Origin of the sequence: Paenibacillus taichungensis, assembly GCF_003287275.1 — a bacterium.
Classification (GTDB): Bacteria; Bacillota; Bacilli; order Paenibacillales; family Paenibacillaceae; genus Paenibacillus; species Paenibacillus taichungensis_A.
Window position 1 is genome coordinate 1 of the sequence record NZ_QEVW01000025.1, and the last position, 18056, is coordinate 18056.

Annotated in this window: 19 protein-coding genes and 1 other annotated feature; all 19 genes read right to left on the reverse strand. The window is 46.2% G+C overall.

Features of this window, described 5'->3' with window-relative positions; all coding sequences use genetic code 11:
• Window positions 1-481 precede the first annotated feature (481 nt).
• Complete coding sequence (locus DC345_RS27405) at window positions 482-2101, reverse strand: LysM peptidoglycan-binding domain-containing protein (RefSeq protein ID WP_113055856.1); 1620 nt, start codon at window positions 2099-2101, stop codon at window positions 482-484.
• 194 nt (window positions 2102-2295) lie between these two features.
• On the reverse strand, window positions 2296-3180 hold the full coding sequence (gene ilvE / locus DC345_RS27410) for a branched-chain-amino-acid transaminase (protein WP_113056039.1): 885 nt from the start codon (window positions 3178-3180) through the stop codon (window positions 2296-2298).
• A gap of 139 nt (window positions 3181-3319) precedes the next feature.
• A complete protein-coding gene (gene pheA / locus DC345_RS27415) occupies window positions 3320-4201 on the reverse strand; it encodes a prephenate dehydratase (protein WP_113055857.1) in 882 nt (293 codons plus the stop codon).
• Complete coding sequence (gene thrB / locus DC345_RS27420) at window positions 4198-5166, reverse strand: homoserine kinase (protein ID WP_113055858.1); 969 nt, start codon at window positions 5164-5166, stop codon at window positions 4198-4200. The genes pheA and thrB overlap by 4 nt, the downstream gene beginning before the upstream one ends.
• Entirely contained in the window at window positions 5163-6233 is a 1071-nt protein-coding gene (gene thrC / locus DC345_RS27425) for a threonine synthase (protein ID WP_113055859.1), read from the reverse strand. Before thrC ends, thrB begins: the two co-directional genes overlap by 4 nt.
• 119 nt (window positions 6234-6352) lie before the next feature.
• On the reverse strand, window positions 6353-7639 hold the full coding sequence (locus tag DC345_RS27430; protein ID WP_076290955.1) for a homoserine dehydrogenase: 1287 nt from the start codon (window positions 7637-7639) through the stop codon (window positions 6353-6355).
• A 93-nt stretch (window positions 7640-7732) separates the two neighbouring features.
• Complete coding sequence (locus DC345_RS27435; RefSeq protein WP_024633956.1) at window positions 7733-8170, reverse strand: ACT domain-containing protein; 438 nt, start codon at window positions 8168-8170, stop codon at window positions 7733-7735.
• Window positions 8171-8401: 231 nt separating this feature from the next.
• Window positions 8402-9712, reverse strand: coding sequence for a GTPase ObgE (gene obgE, locus DC345_RS27440; RefSeq protein ID WP_113055860.1), 1311 nt, complete (start codon window positions 9710-9712; stop codon window positions 8402-8404).
• Between the two features lie 17 nt (window positions 9713-9729).
• Window positions 9730-10467, reverse strand: coding sequence for a Spo0B domain-containing protein (locus DC345_RS27445; protein WP_063568125.1), 738 nt, complete (start codon window positions 10465-10467; stop codon window positions 9730-9732).
• Window positions 10468-10618: 151 nt separating this feature from the next.
• Entirely contained in the window at window positions 10619-10930 is a 312-nt protein-coding gene (gene rpmA, locus DC345_RS27450) for a 50S ribosomal protein L27 (protein ID WP_024633959.1), read from the reverse strand.
• A 23-nt stretch (window positions 10931-10953) separates the two neighbouring features.
• The gene (locus DC345_RS27455; protein WP_079347324.1) at window positions 10954-11283 is read right to left on the reverse strand and encodes a ribosomal-processing cysteine protease Prp; all 330 of its coding nucleotides are present in this window, start codon (window positions 11281-11283) and stop codon (window positions 10954-10956) included.
• Between the two features lie 13 nt (window positions 11284-11296).
• Window positions 11297-11608 carry a 50S ribosomal protein L21 gene (rplU, locus tag DC345_RS27460; protein WP_062328098.1) on the reverse strand — a complete coding sequence of 104 codons (312 nt, stop codon included), beginning with the start codon at window positions 11606-11608 and terminating at the stop codon, window positions 11297-11299.
• 14 nt (window positions 11609-11622) lie between these two features.
• Window positions 11623-11707, reverse strand: a sequence feature (ribosomal protein L21 leader region).
• 56 nt (window positions 11708-11763) lie between these two features.
• A complete protein-coding gene (locus DC345_RS27465) occupies window positions 11764-13014 on the reverse strand; it encodes an Rne/Rng family ribonuclease (RefSeq protein WP_113055861.1) in 1251 nt (416 codons plus the stop codon).
• Between the two features lie 106 nt (window positions 13015-13120).
• Window positions 13121-13981 carry a M50 family metallopeptidase gene (locus tag DC345_RS27470; protein WP_113055862.1) on the reverse strand — a complete coding sequence of 287 codons (861 nt, stop codon included), beginning with the start codon at window positions 13979-13981 and terminating at the stop codon, window positions 13121-13123.
• Window positions 13974-14858, reverse strand: coding sequence for a M23 family metallopeptidase (locus tag DC345_RS27475; protein ID WP_181586750.1), 885 nt, complete (start codon window positions 14856-14858; stop codon window positions 13974-13976). Before DC345_RS27475 ends, DC345_RS27470 begins: the two co-directional genes overlap by 8 nt.
• A gap of 227 nt (window positions 14859-15085) precedes the next feature.
• Window positions 15086-15880: a septum site-determining protein MinD gene (minD, locus tag DC345_RS27480; RefSeq protein WP_053783092.1), complete on the reverse strand. Its 795-nt coding sequence runs from the start codon at window positions 15878-15880 to the stop codon at window positions 15086-15088.
• A 3-nt stretch (window positions 15881-15883) separates the two neighbouring features.
• Window positions 15884-16546, reverse strand: a complete 663-nt coding sequence (gene minC, locus DC345_RS27485) for a septum site-determining protein MinC (RefSeq protein WP_099858127.1) — start codon at window positions 16544-16546, stop codon at window positions 15884-15886.
• Between the two features lie 73 nt (window positions 16547-16619).
• Window positions 16620-17153, reverse strand: a complete 534-nt coding sequence (locus tag DC345_RS27490) for a rod shape-determining protein MreD (protein WP_113055864.1) — start codon at window positions 17151-17153, stop codon at window positions 16620-16622.
• Window positions 17153-18025 carry a rod shape-determining protein MreC gene (gene mreC, locus DC345_RS27495; protein ID WP_113055865.1) on the reverse strand — a complete coding sequence of 291 codons (873 nt, stop codon included), beginning with the start codon at window positions 18023-18025 and terminating at the stop codon, window positions 17153-17155. Before mreC ends, DC345_RS27490 begins: the two co-directional genes overlap by 1 nt.
• Between the last annotated feature and the right edge of the window lie 31 nt (window positions 18026-18056).

Sequence of the window (18056 nt, forward strand, 5' to 3'; positions counted from 1 at the left end):
TTTGAAACTGACGAGATTAAAAATCTCATTTATGCTTCGAAATCATACAGTCCGAAGACTTGTACCGATTTCTCAGCGTCGATCTCGCAAGCAAGATCGTTACTCACTCGTTGTTCAGTTTTCAAAGATCAAACTTGTTTGTGTTACTCTTTCTTTTGTTGTCAGCGCTGTGTTTCAGCGGCGACTTAAATAATATATCATACTGACGAAACCAATGCAATAGTTTTTTCAAAAAAATCATTTAATAGATTTTACGTCCCAATGCCTCCACTAAAACTATAGTGAATTCGAGGCTCTATTTCCCAAATAATCCCTTCCACATTCAATAGCTCTCTTTCTTGAAATCTACTAAAGAGCCCTACAAGCGTGATACTCCATACTACTTAAGGAGCAACCCTGCTTCCCATGTAAAAACTCAAAAGGCCGGCTCTTCACAGAGTCGGCCTTTTGAAGATTAACGGTTTTTCGTTACTTTATATTGCTATTGCTGTATCCAAGGATTTCTACGCTTTTTGCTGTCAGAACGTTTAGTGGTGATTCCTGTGCGTTCTCTTGCTTGTTTCCCGGATACAGATACTTTAGATTTAGCTTTGGCAGCAGGTTTGGCTGTTCTGCGTTTCGCAGTTCCTGTTTTGGCAGCTTGTTTAGGCTTTGCTTCAAGGTTAAACTCAGCCTCACTCTCTGTAGAAGACTGGCTTAAGCTAGCCTCGTCACGTCCACCCTTTTTGCCCTCCCCCTTACCTTGTGGAGGATACATTTCACCAAATGCACCCAATGGAGACGGCGGAACCATGTTCTGAGTAGGGTATGGGTTTTGATATGCATACTCCAATGGCTGATTAGGCATCGTGGATGTAGTCATTTCGGGTTGCATCCCATAAGGATTGTATGTGCCCCACGCTGGGTTCTGGTAGTTATGTGAGGGATATGCGTACTGATGGTTTGGCATATGATGATTGCCACATCCGCATGGCGGGTACGGAAGCATAGAGTAAGGAGAAATATGAGGCGGTTGGTGGTTCATATGCTCATTGGCCGCAAATGGAGGATATGGGCTGTTCACTTGACCTGATGGTGCGATCGGATACGAGTTATTCTGCATCTCAGCAGATACGTTTGGCATAACGTTGTTATGATTATACTCTGAACCGGTCCAAGGCATGTTAGATGTATTACCTATGGAGTAAGGACTCACTTCAGGTATACCCGGGAATGTAGCATTGTCATTTACCCCAGCCGTATACATGTTTTGTGGAGCAGTGTATACCTCTTGTGCAGGTACTGGAACTTGGGCATACGGGTGCTCGGCAGGAGCATGAAGCATTTTACTGCCACAACCACATGGAGCTTTGGTCGCAGGCGCCACCTCTGTAGGCCATTTCGTATTGTTAGGTATTACAGGTAAAGGCAGGACTTCAGGTGAGATATTAGGCATCGTATACGTCGGTGCTTCAGTTATCGGTTTTAATTGAACTTCGGATTTGCTGTTTTCTTTCTTCTGAGCTTCCTTCTGCGGCTTCTCTTCCGGAATTTCAGGTAACTGTGGTAACACTTCCACTTCTGGCTTGATATTAGGCACGACCGGATTTGCAGGCACAGGAGCCGGAACCGCATTGGAGACTTCCGGTACAGGTGCTGGTGCTGGCGCTGGTTCAGGTGCTACTGGAGCCGTTTCTTCTTTAACTCCCGTGTATTCCTTTCCTTCAGGCGACAATTTCTCATGAGCAACATTGGATGATGCACCATTCTCTGAATTCACATTTCCAGGTGTATTCGCTGATGGAATGTACACAGTCTCCCCTACAAGCAGCGCATTAGGATTTTTTAATTGCGGGTTCGCATTGATCATATCTTTCAACGGAACTCCCCAAGCCTGTGATAACTTCCACAATGAATCTCCTTGCTGAACTTTATGACTGTGCAGTACGCCTTCCGGCTTTGGTGTTACAGGCTCCGCAGGAATTTTGACCTTCATGCCGATCTCCAACTTGTCAGGATTTGAGATTTGCGGATTGGCTGCGATAATTTTGTCCAACGCTACATTATATTTTTGGGACAGCAGATATAATGTGTCGCCTTTTTTCACCATGTGTATTTTCACTTGGAACTAACCTCCTAGACGTGATACTTGGGCAGTGCATTCGCCCATACCTTTACTACATCCTATGCAGAAATTGGGCCAATGACATCAACTAAGCAAAAAAAATCCTTCCCACCCCAAAAACCGCATACTCCAGGTATGCTGAGATTCTGAGACAAGAAGGATTTCCTGCTTCCCTATTCAGTTCGTTCCATTTAATCTTCCCAAACTTTGTAACCGTCTTTGTCGACAATTTGACGGAACGCTTCCAGCAATTTCAAAGTTACAGGACCTGCGACGCCCGTGCCAATCGTTCTGCCATCCACCTCACAAGCAGCAATAACTTCCGCAGCTGTTCCAGTGAAAAATACTTCGTCGGCAATATATACATCATGTAGCGTAAATGGCACTTCTTTTAATTCAAGATCCAGCTCACCGCACAGATCGATAATGGCCTGACGTGTAATCCCTTCCAGAGCACCAAGATAACAAGGCGGCGTATAAACCACACCATTTTTGATGATGAAGATGTTATCACTTGAGCCCTCAGTAACGTAACCTTGGGAATTCAGCATAATCGCTTCACCAGCATTTGAATAGTTGGATTGAATTTTAACCAGGATGTTATTCAAATAATTCAATGATTTAATTTTTGGATTAAGTGCATCCGGGATGTTGCGGCGCTGGGACACAGACACGGCTTTCAGACCAGTAAGATACGCTTCCTCCGGATAAATCGCCAGTTGCTCTACAATGATGATAACGGATGCTTTAGGACAGCGCAGCGGATCAAGACCCAGATTACCAGGTCCACGTGAAACGATCAGACGAATATAACCGTTTCTCATATCATTGCGACGTACCGTTTCAGCCATCACTTCCAGCATCTCATCATAAGACAGCGGAATGTTCAGACTGATGGATTTAGCTGAATCGTACAAACGATCCAAATGCGCTTTGCATCTGAAAATGTTACCGTTATAAATTCGAATACCTTCGAAAATACCGTCTCCATACAAAAATCCATGATCATATACCGAAACGGTTGCGTTCTCCTTGGTCACATATTGACCATCCAAGTAAATCCATTGTTCTGACACCGATGACTGCACCTCCATAAAATTTCCATTCCTAGATTCCGAAACAACATTTATCTCGTTCATTGTACAACAAATGACAAGCTATTTCCTGCTCATTTTGCCCAGTCTTATGACAACCTTCAACAATGTACGTCCTGAATCAGGTCGTTTTCAACGAAGGATATGTATAACACGGATAGCTGCCAAGAACACGTACCTGACAATTCAAAGCCTCAATCTCAGCCATGGCTGCGGTAAGCAATACCGAATCTGCACTTTCCTCAACATCAATGTAAAAATAATAACTCCCCAACCTTTTCTTCGTTGGACGAGATTCCAGTCGGGTCAAGTTCAGCTTCCGCCAGGCAAAAGCCGACAGTACCTGATGCAATGCACCCGGTGCATCTTCAGGCAATGTAACCAGCAAACTGGTTTTCACATGATCAGGTTCTCGTGATATCTGAACAGGTTCATGGCCAATCAGTACAAAACGTGTATAGTTGTTGTCATGATCGGTAACCCGTTCAGCCATAATGTCCAAACCATGCTTTTGTGCTGCCAGTCTGGTACCAATCGCGACCCAGCCTTTTCCAGGATTTTTTTTCACAATTTCGACAGCTTCCGCTGTACTGTTCACACCTTCAAGGTCTGCTCCAGGTGAATGCAGGCGAATAAAATTCTGGCACTGCGGAATCGCTACCGGATGGGACATGATCTTCGTGATTTTCCCGAAATCATATTCACCACTCTCTGACCTGAACTCGGAGCCATGCCCAATGACATTCTGGATGGAGGGATACACCCATTCTGCTTGCATCGGAATATCCACTTCGTTAACCAGCCAGTCCATATGCAAACTAACAGAGCCTTCAATCGTATTCTCGATGGGTATGACACTATACTGTGACTTTCCACTATCCGTTGCCCGGAAAACATCAGAAATCAGCTTGGAATGAAGCAATTCCAAAGGCTCCCCATTAAACAGAAAATCTACAGCTTCATGGGAAACCGAGCCTTCAGGTAATACTGCAATTCGTTTCATGCGTTAACTTCCCCTTTAACTCTGTCCATAAAAGGACTTTCATCTTGATCAGGCAGCACGGTAACACCGTCCAGGTCCGGATCCAACCACAATGCAGAGGCAGTGATACCTTCACTTCTCATTGTGTCTATCAAATATTGCTCCAGTTCGAGCTTACGAGTATCATGACGATCTACCAACGTCAAAAGGGTAGGTCCGGCTCCACTCAATGCAGCCCCCAGGGCTCCGTGACTCACCGCATGTTCCAGGATTTCAGCCATACCAGGTACCAAAGATGCTCTGTAGGGTTGATGAATCCGATCAGACATCGCCTTTTGAATCATGTCCAATCTCCCACTTGCCAAAGCCGCAACAAGTAAGGAGGATCTGCTTATGTTGTGAATGACATCAGACTTGTCAAACTGCTGTGGAATTACATTTCTTGCCTTTGAAGTGGACAACTCGAAGTCCGGTACGATAACCAAAGTCTGCAAATCCTGATGCGGCTCAATGCGAATATGGTCTACGCGACTTCCATCCCACGCTGCTGTAATGATACCTCCATATAGTGAAGCTCCTACATTATCCGGATGCTTCTCCAGTGACGTAGCCATGTCCAGAAGCTTGGCATCAGTTAATGGAGTACCAATTAATGCATTGGCAGCAGCCAATGCACCCACGATGGCCGATGCACTACTTCCCAGACCCCGAGTAAGCGGAATATCGGAATACATGGAAATCTCCAACTCCGGCACAGAAATCCCGGCTTCGTTGAACACCATTTGTGCAACTTCATATATCAAATTGGATTTATCTGTTGGCAAACCTGTCAGATGATCTCCATGTAAATGAAATGTTGTCTGCTCAGCCGGTTTCATCTCAAGCCATGCATACAGAGACAATGCCATGCCCAGGGTATCAAACCCTGGACCCAGATTGGCTGTACTTGCAGGTACCTTAACAGTTACCCTTTGCTGCAAACTCATACGGATTGTTGCTCCAATTGTGCAATTGCCGCCATAACCGCTTCTTCGGAATCTTCCACAACAAGTGGCTCAGTCGCTACCGTTTTGATTGCAATATTAGGATCTTTGAGACCATGTCCTGTCAGTACGCAAACCACAGTCTCTCCGCCTTTAAAGTACCCTTCACTCTTCAGTTTGTATACACCAGCAACGGAAGCAGCGGATGCAGGTTCAGCAAAAATCCCTTCACGAGCGGCGATTGTACGATAGGCAGTCAGAATTTCTTCGTCAGTTACATAATTAATCTGTCCGCCTGACTCTTCAGCTGCAGCTACTGCAGTTTTCCAACTTGCCGGATTACCGATTCGAATAGCTGTTGCTACAGTTTCAGGCTCTAGAATCGGTTCACCTTTGACAATCGCCATAGCACCTTCCGCTTCAAAACCGACCATACGGGGCAGAGAGTTCGATTTTCCTGCTTCTTTATATTCTTTGAATCCTTTCCAGTAAGCCGAGATGTTCCCTGCGTTACCCACCGGGATTGCGAGTACATCAGGAGCTTGACCAAGCTGCTCAATCACTTCAAATGCAGCCGTTTTCTGTCCTTCAATTCGGAACGGATTCACGGAGTTCACGAGCGTGATTGGATGTTTGGCTGTAATCTCACGCACAATTTCCAATGCACGGTCAAAGTTGCCATTAATCGCAATTACCTTTGCTCCATAGATCATGGCTTGAGCCAGTTTTCCCAACGCAATGTTGTTATTCGGGATCAATACGATACAATTCAGACCCGCACGAGCCGCATAAGCTGCTGCTGCTGCTGAAGTGTTACCTGTCGATGCACACATGATCGTGCGGCTGCCTTCTTCCATCGCTTTAGCAACAGCCATAACCATGCCGCGGTCTTTAAATGAACCTGTTGGATTCAGACCTTCATATTTGAAATATAAATTTATACCGAGTTCCTCGGACAGATTCTCCGCATGAACCAGAGGTGTGTTTCCTTCGTGAAGCGTAAGCAGGGGCGTGTTTTCATTAACTGGAAGGTGTTCTTTATATGTTTGCAGTAATCCTTGATATCTCATTATGGGTAAACTCCTTTGTCGTTAATAATCCGAATATAATTGCATACATCTATATGGTTAAACGTGTACCTTAAACCTGGACTTAGATTTGAAAATTCAAATCGGTATTTGGGGACGTATTATCCTTCTACCCGATACACACTCTTAATGCGACGAATGACCGCAAGGGATTCAAAGTGTTTCAATACTTTATCCATGCTCGCCTTGCTAGCGTTATGCGTAACGATGATGATCTCAGCATCCGGGTTGTGCTCATTCGGCTGTTGCACGACTGAAGCCAAGCTGACTTCGTATTCAGCAAAGATTTGTGTAATTTGCGCCAGTACCCCTGCCTTGTCATCCACATGCAGCAAAATGAAATTTTTCGACATAATGTGCTCGTCACTTTGCAGACGCTTCTGTTTATAAGGTACTATCGCTTTGAGACCATTCACACCCAGCTTTAAGTTTTTGATCACAGCCACGATATCCGCTACTACAGAAGTTGCCGTCGGAAGCTCCCCTGCACCCGCACCGTAGAACATCGTCTCACCTACAGCTTCGCCATGTACATACACTGCGTTGAACACCCCATTGACGGATGCAATCGGATGATTCTGTCTTACCATCGTCGGCTGAACACTTATGGTGATCTCATCATCTCGACGATCTGCGATACCCAGCAGCTTCATTTCATAACCAAGTCTTTTGGCATACGTAATATCTTCACGGGTTACGGATGTAATCCCTCTAACGGTCACATCTTTCAGTTCCACATTCGTACGGAAACCCAAAGTACCCAGAATCGCCATTTTGCGAGCTGCATCGAGTCCTTCGACATCCGAGGTTGGATCAGTTTCTGCATATCCAAGTGCTTGAGCCTCTGCGAGAACCTCTTCATACGAGGCACCTTCCTGACTCATTTTGGTCAAAATAAAGTTCGTTGTTCCGTTCACAATCCCCATAATGCGGGTAATCCGGTCGGACGAGAAGCCTTCAATCAGCGTGCGGATGATCGGGATACCCCCAGCAACACTCGCTTCGTAGAATACATCACATTGCTTTTCCTGTGCCTTTGCCAAAATCTCGGAACCGTGCAGAGCCATTAAATCCTTGTTCGCGGTTACGATATGCTTGCCCCGCTCCAGCGCTTCAAGAATGTACTCTTTGGTCTGATCAATGCCGCCCATAACTTCCACGATAACATCAATATCCGGGTGACGTATGACTTCCCAAGGATCTTCGGTGAGCTTGGCGCGGTCTACAGCAATGACACGATCCTTCTCCGTATTCTTCACTGCAATCTTCTCAATAACGATCGGTGATCCAACCTGACTGCTCAGATCCTCCTGATTTCCTTCCACGATGCGAACGACCCCTGTACCCACCGTGCCCAGACCCAACAGTCCCACTTTTACTGGCTTCACTAACGATCTACCCCCAATGTCTTTTTCTCCTTCACCCCTGTACGATTTAACCATACATGCAACTTATTCCTAAACGTTTTAGTTAACGTCTAATTAACCTTGGCCAACAATGCGCGTGCGCCGAACTCCGGGCATATCCTGCATCCGATCGAGCATTTCACCGATTTCCCCATGAAGATGTGATGTCTCCACTGAAATGACGACATTGGCTCTTCCCTGGAGCGGGATACTTTGATTAATGGTTAGCACGTTGGCTCCATAACCAGCTACATGTCCGAGCACACGAGACAATATTCCTGACTGATGCTCCAAATCAATGGAGATCGTTACAATTCGCTCCCGTTCAAGCTGATTGATCAAATGGATGCCATCCTTGTACTTATAAAAAGCACTCCGGCTTAATCCAACCTGTTCAACAGCCTCATGAACTGTTTTAACATCCCCGGAAGCCAGCAGTTCTTTTACCTGCATGGTCTTCACCACAGCCTCTGGCAAAATGTCTTCCCGTACTAAGTAATAGCGTTCATTCACAGAACGTCCTCTCCTCAAAGACTCATGTATTCATATAGTGGACATTATATAGGATCTATCTCAAAAGGGCAATACCTCACATGTCTATTTTTGAAAAACTATTCCTAACAGTATACAAGTTTATCCCGCGCGCAGGTAAGGAAAAATAAAAAAAACGCAGAGCAGCGGGTTATCTCCCACTTCTCTGCGTATATGTTTTACCCTCTAACTGTACATGTTGGCATGACGTCCTTAGTAGTAGCTACTGCCTTCCACAAATTCGAACTCAAACTCGCCAATGCGCACAATGGTGCCTTCTTCAGCTCCACGTTTACGCAATTCCGCATCCACACCCATATATCGCAATGTACGCGCCAGTTTGAGAATCGCTTCATGCGAATTCAGCTGCATCCGCTTCATCATACGTTCAATCTTGGCACTTTCGACAACGAAGATTTCATTCTCCCGTACAATACGGAACCCATCGTCCTCTTTTTTGTCCAAGCTGTATACTTTGCGTTCAGATAAGTCAGCAACTTCTTCAACCACTGGCTCGTCCGGAATTTGATCCAGCAGATCAGCCGCACGATACAGGAGCTCTTGAATCCCTTTCCGTGTCAGGGACGAAATAGGCATAACTTCAATATCCGGTTGAACTTCACGAGCTTTCTGCAAAAACTCTTCCAGATTAGCTTCGGAATCCGGCATGTCCATTTTATTGGCTGCTACAACCTGCGGTCTCTCAGCGAGGACAGGATTGTACAATTTGAGTTCCTCGTTGATTTTCTGCCAGTCTTCGAACGGATCACGTCCTTCTGAACCAGACATGTCAACAACATGAACGATAATACGTGTACGTTCTACGTGACGCAAGAACTCATGTCCTAGCCCAATACCTTCATGAGCACCTTCAATCAGACCAGGCAAGTCGGCCATAACAAAGCTGCGACCTTCGCCCACACCAACAACACCCAGATTAGGAGTAATGGTTGTAAAATGATATGCTCCAATCTTTGGCTTGGCTGCCGAAACAACAGACAACAGTGTAGATTTACCGACACTTGGGAAACCAACCAAACCAACATCTGCCATGACCTTAAGCTCAAGTACGATGTAACGTTCTTCGCCTTCTTCGCCATTTTCGGCCAGTTCCGGTGCTGGATTGTTAGGTGTGGCAAAACGAATGTTTCCCCGTCCGCCCCGTCCGCCACGAGCAACAACAACCTGTTGACCATGACGTGTCAAATCAGCCAGTACTTCTCCACTGTCTTCATCCAAAATCACAGTACCTGGTGGAATTCGTACAATCATGTTCTCAGCGTTCGCGCCATGCTGACTTTTATTACGTCCCTTCTCACCACGAGGGGCCTTGAAGTGACGCTGGTAACGGAAATCCATCAACGTACGCAGACCTTCATCCACACGGAAAATGATGTCAGCTCCTCTGCCTCCATCACCCCCGGCAGGTCCGCCGTTCGGTACATACTTCTCACGACGAAACGAAATAATTCCGTCTCCTCCGTCTCCGGCTTTCACATAAATCTTCGCTTTATCTACAAACATTGGTTAACCCCTTCTTCCTATATTCCGCAAGGCATTCTGAATTGTATAAACGTATCCTCAGACGGAAGCTGCTCCGTTCTGACTTTTTTTCCTTTGAGTACGGCATTGAGCTGCCGCAATGTTTCCGGATCGGGTGTTTGATCCCCATCCAGCCGGACAACCACATCTCCGTGATCCTGTCCGAAGTTCAAGGTCAGTTTGCGAACCTCTCCCCAAGACGACCGGCCGCCGCCATATTGATAGGCTCGAATCGCATCGGCAATCGCCCCCGTAAGCGACTCGCCATCCTCGGGAGAGACCAGAGCACTAAGCTGCAACTCTTCCTCTACGACCACATGCAATTCCAGAGCGACTCCACTGGTCCGGAAAGATTGAAGATAAAATACGAGTGAAGGAATACCCAATCTGGAGATTCGGCTTTCTTCGTTAACCCGCTCTACTATTCTTTCCACACATTGCACTGATTTATCAAGTTTGCCCAGTCTAAGATATCCATACAATACCTGAAGATCGTTCATCCAATCATGCCTATGATGATTTAATGATGCAATTGCTGTCTTTTCCATAGATTGTATGATGGTTCTGCGTTCCGCCTCTGCCTGTCTCTTCATCACATTTACAGAAACAAAAAGCACCGCGACGGACCACAATGCGTATACAGCAATTGAAATAATCACTGGATACAGCATAACGAAAACCAAAGGAATCAGAAGTGAACATGCCGCAATCCAGGGCACTCTTTTCCAAGATTTCATGGCTTCTCCCCGTTCTACAAAACTCGGTTGGTTTAAACCCCACCGTAACCAAGTATAACATGTCTTTTCTGCCAGTTCATTATCGAATAACCTATAAATACAAAAAGCCTCCGGCAAAAATGCCGAAGGCTCCTTAGGCGGAATGCCGATATTATGCTTCTACTGCAGCTGCTACTGGAGCAACATTCACAGGGTAGATGCTTACTTTTTTACGATCGCGTCCCCAACGTTCGAATTTCACAACGCCGTCAACTTTCGCAAACAAAGTGTCATCTTTACCGATACCCACGTTAGTACCTGGGTGAATTTTCGTTCCGCGTTGGCGAACGAGAATGCTACCACCAGTTACTGTTTGTCCGTCAGCACGTTTAACGCCAAGGCGTTGTGCGTTACTGTCACGACCATTCTTCGTGGAACCTACACCTTTTTTCGATGCGAATAACTGAAGATTTAATTTCAACATGATTGGTTGTCCTCCTTCTTTAATTATTTGACTTGCTCTATCTGAATATACTTTCCGTATGACTCTGCAATATCAGTGAGCATAAGCACCATGGATTCGAGTAGCAATTGTACCTGGGACCAGGTTCCGTCTTTCTCCAACACCGGTAAAGAAGCGCTTAAAAAGCCATTCTTCATTTTGGCGTCCATTTCGACACCAGTCAGTGTTTCAATCGAATTCACCGTACCCACTGTAACAGCGGATACCCCGGCACATACAATGTCTTCTCCTCGCTTGGCAAAATTAGCATGCCCTTTGATGGAGAAACGATCGATGCTCCCGTCATCATTACGAAAGACTTGAACGATAATCACTTATCGCACCTTCTTACGCTTTGATTGCTTCAATAGTTACTTTTGTATACGGTTGACGGTGACCTTGCTTCACATGGTAGTTCTTTTTAGGTTTGTATTTGTATACAACAACCTTTTGTCCTTTGCCATGTTTCTCCACTTTAGCCGTTACAGTTGCTCCGGAAACCAATGGTGTACCTGCTGTCAAACCTTGATCGTTAGATACAGCCAGGACACGGTCGAACGTTACGCTTTCGCCATCGTTCGCAGTCAATTTCTCGATGAACAGAACATCGCCCTCTTGGACTTTGTACTGTTTGCCACCTGTTTCAATAATTGCGTACATTTGCCTTGCACCTCCTCATGTCTCAGACTCGCCCGGTCTCAGGTGACAGTGTCCTTGCGGAACTGTTCTTGTACCCGGCCAGTGCGGTTACAGCATGTGCAAGACCAATAGGCTAAACACATACCTGATGATTATACCACCAACCATACTAAAAATCAATGCAAAGGCGAAATATATCTTTTGCCTGTCCCATGACAGGAAGAACACGGCTCCACGTAAGGGAGGGTGCTCTCTTCCCGTACTTTCTTACGGGTAAGTTCGAGCAATCCTAGCTTGGTCCAGCCAATTACAAAAGCCTTAGTTCGATCCTTCTTGAGTTCATTTTCCAGCGCTGCCGCAACTTCATGCCGATTGATCGCTTCCTCCATATCAATGAAATCCACAATAATCATGCCGCCGATATCCCGAAGACGCATTAAACGGGCGATCTCAACCGCTGCCTGCATGTTCGTCTCCGTTACCGTCTCTTCCAGACTGTCACCGCCCGCTCCCGTGTACTTGCCTGTATTGACATCGACTACAGTGAGCGCCTCGGTATGATCAATGACAATATATCCGCCACCAGGTAGCCATACCTTGCGGGCAAAATCCTTGTTCAACTGCTCCTGCACACGATAAGCAGTAAAAATGGATTCCTCTCCCTTGTACACCTGTACTTTAGGTTGATGGCCCGGACAGATTTCTTCCAACAAAGCACTCAACTCACGGGCTTGTACTGCGTTGTCCGTTATTACCTCATCGCTGCCAGGCGTATACACATCACGAATGATCCGCTGAACCATACTGTGATCCCGATGCAGCAGGCTTGGTGAAGGCAAACTATCCGCTTTTTCACGAATCAGACGCCACTGCTCACGTAATGTTTCCAGATCGGCCTGAATGGCTTCCCTCTGTTCCTCTGCGGATACGGTTCGTATGATAAGCCCCTCTTCGTCCCGTCTCAGTTGTTCACCAAGAGTCTTGAGTCGGGATCGATCCCCCTCACGGGCAATTTTCTTGGAGACGGCTACATAATCCGCTAAAGGCATGTAGACAAGCCAGCGGCCAGGTAGCGAATAATGAGTCGTCACCCGGGCTCCTTTGCTTCCTACTGGCTCCTTCAGGACCTGGACAATTACATCCTGACCTGGACGAAGCAGCTCCGAAATTGAAGGCTTCACTTTGGGTTGTTTCTCCAGATTGGGATGCAATACATCGTCCACATACAGAAAAGCATTCTTTTTCTGACCGATATCCACAAAAGCAGCTTGCATACCTGGTAACACGTTCACTACCCGTCCTTTGAAATACGAACCCAGCAGTCCACGCTCGCGTGTACGCTCTGCCATGAATTCTACAGCTTTGCCTTCTTCCAGAAGCGCCATTTGCATGAGGTTATGTTCATTATGTACAATCATTTGTTTCATGGCTTCACCTCTAGAAGACAATTCAATTTAATCCACATCCATTCTGTATCATTGCTATACTCATTGTACATGTATTAACCCAATTCAGGACAGATCCACCAAGATGCTACAACTTATCCGTGTCTTGTTTGAAATAAGAACCGATGATTCGCTGCTCAGGCAAAACGGCCATGATTCTCCCCTGTCTATTCATCACATATATCATATGGTATCTTTCTCTCTTTAATAGACGCAAAATAGTCTCCAAAGGTTTCGCCGGAAATGAGATAATCGGCTGCGCCAAACTGCCTGTAGCTGCATGACGGGTGAATGCACTTTCACGATTCATCAGAAACCGTATAAACCGGTATGGGATATTTCGGTAATCAGTCAAATTGGAATAGAACAGAAAAATTCCGACCAATAGAATATTTAAAGGTAGCCCATAATCACCGGTAAACCAGCGACCGATGGCAACCAAGATAACCCCTGCGCTACACAGAATGCTGATTCTGTAAGTCCAAATCAATGTCGTATAGTAGGGAGCAGCAAGACTAACGAGTGCCTGTACAATTTTACCACCATCCAGCGGCAACACGGGTAGCAGGTTAAATAGGGCAATCAGCAGATTCCCCTGTATAATATAATCCAAAAACAGCGGGTCTCCCAGGTTCCCATACTTCAGCAACAATACGACTCCTACCATGAGCATATTTTGAAAAGGACCTGCCAAAGCGATAATGATCTCCCGGCGGGCTGTAATATTTCCGGCATCTTCAATAACGGCGACACCCCCAAAAGGAAGCATCTGTATCGAAAGGACACGGCAGCCCAGAAGGGCTGCCGCTGCAGCATGTCCACATTCATGAATAAAAACGATGGCGAACAATGTGATGAGCTCAATAAAATTTCCAGTCAACAGGGAAGCCATCATGATAATCACAAAAAAAGGATGAAACGAGATACGCACACCCCATAACCTAATCAAGGGCAACCACTTCCGCTGGGTCTACGTACTGCTCCCCCTCTTTTACAGCGAAATATAATGTGGCAGGTTGATCCTTTCCATTCTCCTTTAGGCTACCTACGGCGTCACCCGCTTCTACCCAATCATTCACCTGGACTTCACTCTCGTTCAAGCGTCCGTAAATGGCTGTGACTTGACCAGAGTGCTGGATTACAACCGTTGTCCCATTCTCCGGGTCATCCAATACTTGAAGTACTCGTCCGGCATCTGAACTGACAACTTGGACAAGTCCTGTACCTCCGGCTTCAGGAACAATTTCAATGCCTTTCATGCTCAGTGCAAAAGGCTGAACGACGGTTCCCGAAATCGGTTTGCCGAGCAGGTGTCGAATACCCGAGCCGTTCACAGCATCGGTGGTATGTCCGAGAACAGGCAGGAATGATGGTGTTCCACCAAAATGCCGTTCGTACCAGGCGGCGGCATAGGCAAAATCCATATCCCGATGCAGCACATCGGCGATCACGGTTTTGGCAGGTGCCGTCCATGAAGTGTTCAACTGGAACAATCCCCAGACAGCGCCGAATAATAAAATGCTAACCACCGTTCGTTTCACGAATGACTTCATCAGGTTGAAACGAGGATGGCCGCTAGGACCATAATGTCCGTTCTCTTTTTTCCACAGCCATTCCGGGTCTCTTTCCGGTTCCGCCAAAGAGGATCTGGCCGTTCGTAGATTATCTTGTATATCTATAGACGAGAACGGATTACGTTGCGTAGACGTACGCTTGTCGAATACCGAGCCCAATTCTCGCTTCTGCACAATTTCTTCCGCAGCACCATCCATTAACCGCCGAATGCGCTCTTCTCTTCTCTGTTTGATCCTGAGTTTCGTATTCATGGAATGTCCTCCCGCCGAGGCTTGTTTACTACATCTTATGAGGGGCTCGTTCATAATATGAACAAGCTTCGGCGGGAAGCAAAAATAACCCCACAACGTGGAGTCCTATTGTAAAGCACATGCCCTGTTCTATACCCAAGCTCCTTAACTCAAAGGCTCCATAATATTCAAAAAGCCGGGCTTGAGGGCCACGGCTATCATACATGAATGTGATGAAAAAGAGCGAGTTAACCCATTCCAAAAAACTTCTTAAAACGTGTGAAAGCACCTTTTTTTTGCTCCAATTGCATCAGAGGAACGGTATCTCCCAGAATACGACGGGCAATATTACGATAGGCAATGGCCGCAAGTGAATCCGGATTCATTACTGTGGGCTCTCCCGAGTTGGCTGCCTTAATGACAAGTTCATCATCAGGAACAATCCCGATCAGATCAATATTAAGTACTTGTAAAATGCCGTCAATATCGAGCATGTCGCCTGATTTGACCATATTGTTGCGGATACGGTTCACAACCAATTTTGGTGATTGAATGTGCGAACTCTCCAGCAAACCAATGACACGGTCCGCATCACGCACAGCCGCATTTTCTGGTGTAGTGACCACAATCGCCTGGTCAGCTCCTGCAACCGCATTTTTGAACCCCTGCTCAATTCCGGCTGGACAATCAATAATGACGTATTCAAAATCTTTTTTCAATTCGAGAATAATGTCCTTCACCTGTTCTGGTGACACAGAGTTCTTATCTCTCGTTTGTGCTGCAGGCAGCATATATAATTCTTCGAAACGTTTATCTTTGACCAAAGCCTGATTCAGTCGGCAACGGCCGTCTGCAACGTCGCACAGATCATAAATGATCCGGTTTTCGAGTCCCATCACGACATCCAGATTGCGAAGGCCGATATCGGTATCTACCAGACAAACCTTTTTGCCGAGCAGCGCCAGCGCTGTCCCGATGTTTGCCGAGGTGGTTGTTTTACCCACGCCGCCTTTACCCGAAGTGATCACGATCGCCTCTCCCATGAGCTACACTCCTTTAAACACATTAAAATCTCGGCGCAACCGAACGATATTGCTCATCTTGTCGATCTGCATCTGATTGTCCTGTAAATAAGCAAATTCCATACCGGTCTCTCGGCTCTCCCACTCATCGGGAGGACGGCTGATGATATCAGCGATCCGCAGCTGCGTTGGTGCAAACACCGAAGCTGCAATGATCGAGTCCTCGTCCCCACCAATTCCAGCGTGAGCCATGCCTCTGAGTGAACCCAAAACATATATATCTCCGGTACACGTTACTGTGCCCCCCGGATTGATATCACCAAGAAACAGTAGATTCCCTTCATGATGAAGCACCTGACCCGAACGTACCATACCACACATGGTTACAATCGGCGGCGGCCCTTTAACCTCTGGTTTAAGGGCCGGTGAGTCTATGGAACGAATGAGCAAATTCCCCTTTTGTTTCAATATATCAAGAATTGCTTCTTTCTGGTCCTCCGTCACTTCCCGGTTGCCCAGTTTGATGTCCACATGAACTATCGGTCCGGTCAAAATATTTTGATGGCTGTGTTCCAGCTTATAGCGGAGCTCGTAGAGCAATTCCTCGAATTCACATTGATCGTCCAACAGGAAAACCAGGCCGTCTCGGATGCCTTTAATCGTTACGTGATTCGATTTTACCGTCATAAGCCTGTCCCTCCCATCTCATTACATTTCGTGCCCGGGTCCCCAAGTTCCTGCTTCTCACTCCATAAATGTATCAAGTAGCTTCTTGTGCTTTGCTCTTTCTCTTACCAATCCGCTCCAGTTGTTTCCGAAGAGGAACATAAATGATCAGCGCAAACACAAAATGAATGAACAAATTGGGAATCATGTATTCAAGCAGTGCCCAGTCAAATGTCACATGATTGAGTTGGAAGAGCTTGTACAGAAAGAATAACATGGTGTCATTCAGCAGACTTCCCAAAAGGACGACGGAAACCATAACCGGCAGTGGTGCGCGTGGCGCTTGAAAAATAAGTCCCATCATATATGCCGATAATCCCATCGAGAATCCGTATGGTCCAATCATTTCGCCGTAAAATACGACATCGTGCAAGAGTCCAAATAATATGCCAAGCACCAACGCCGTGTGCCGATGATGATATACAGCAATAAACAAAATCACGATGTAGACCAGGTTCGCAGAAATACGCATTTGCCAGGCCGAAGGAATGAGCAGCGGAAGAATCGTTCCTTCAACAATGAACAAAACGAACAGTAACAGGAATAAGACTTGCTTGCGCGTTATCATTATTCTTTTACCTCAGGTGGAATAATCACAATCAGCTCTTTCCAGTCCAGAAAGCTTGCATAGGGCTCAATTGTAGCTGTTTTTGTTAAACCATATTCGCTTTTCTCGACACTCTTCACTTCACCAATCCGCATATACTTCGGAAAGTTATTGATAATTCCGGAGGAGATAATCTCATCGCCGGCTTTGATATTAGAATCCTCTGAAATCTTGGTCATCTTGAGCATTCCGGACTTCGGATCGTAACTTTCAATCATGCCAAACACTTTTTCTTTACCTACCGCTGTAGCCGCAATGGCATTGGAAGTAGGATCATTCGCATCCATGGACGTTAACAGATTAACCGTTGACGTATATGAGCTGACATGACTGATCACGCCGACCAGCCCCTCTTGCGAAGTAACGGCCATCCCAGCCTTGATTCCCGCATTTTCACCAATGTCGATATTAATCGTTCTGCTGTTGGGGTCTGAGTTGGCACTGATGACTTGAGCAATTCGTGAACCGTAGTTATATCGATTCTTTTGTTCCTCGGTAAAATTGAGAGCTTTCTGGAGCTGTTCATTTACCTGCTCCATATCATTGTACTTCAGCCGATCACGGGTATAGTGCCCCATCGCAATGCGTAGCTCTTCATTTTCTTGATACACCGTACGCATGTTCGCCAAATCTTTGAAAAAGCCCGCTACAGAAGAAGCGGGCTTATAAAATACGTATTGTACAAATCCGACTGAATCCTTAAGGAATTTCTCCGGCCAGGATAGAGCGGTTCGCGGACCGAGCGTAAAGCCCATTAACGCGATAAATGTAACAAGGCCCACCAGCAAAACAAAAAGTCTTTTGTTACCCAGCAGTTTAAACAGTTCGACCACCCTCTAACATCCATTATTCTCTTCCGAGCCA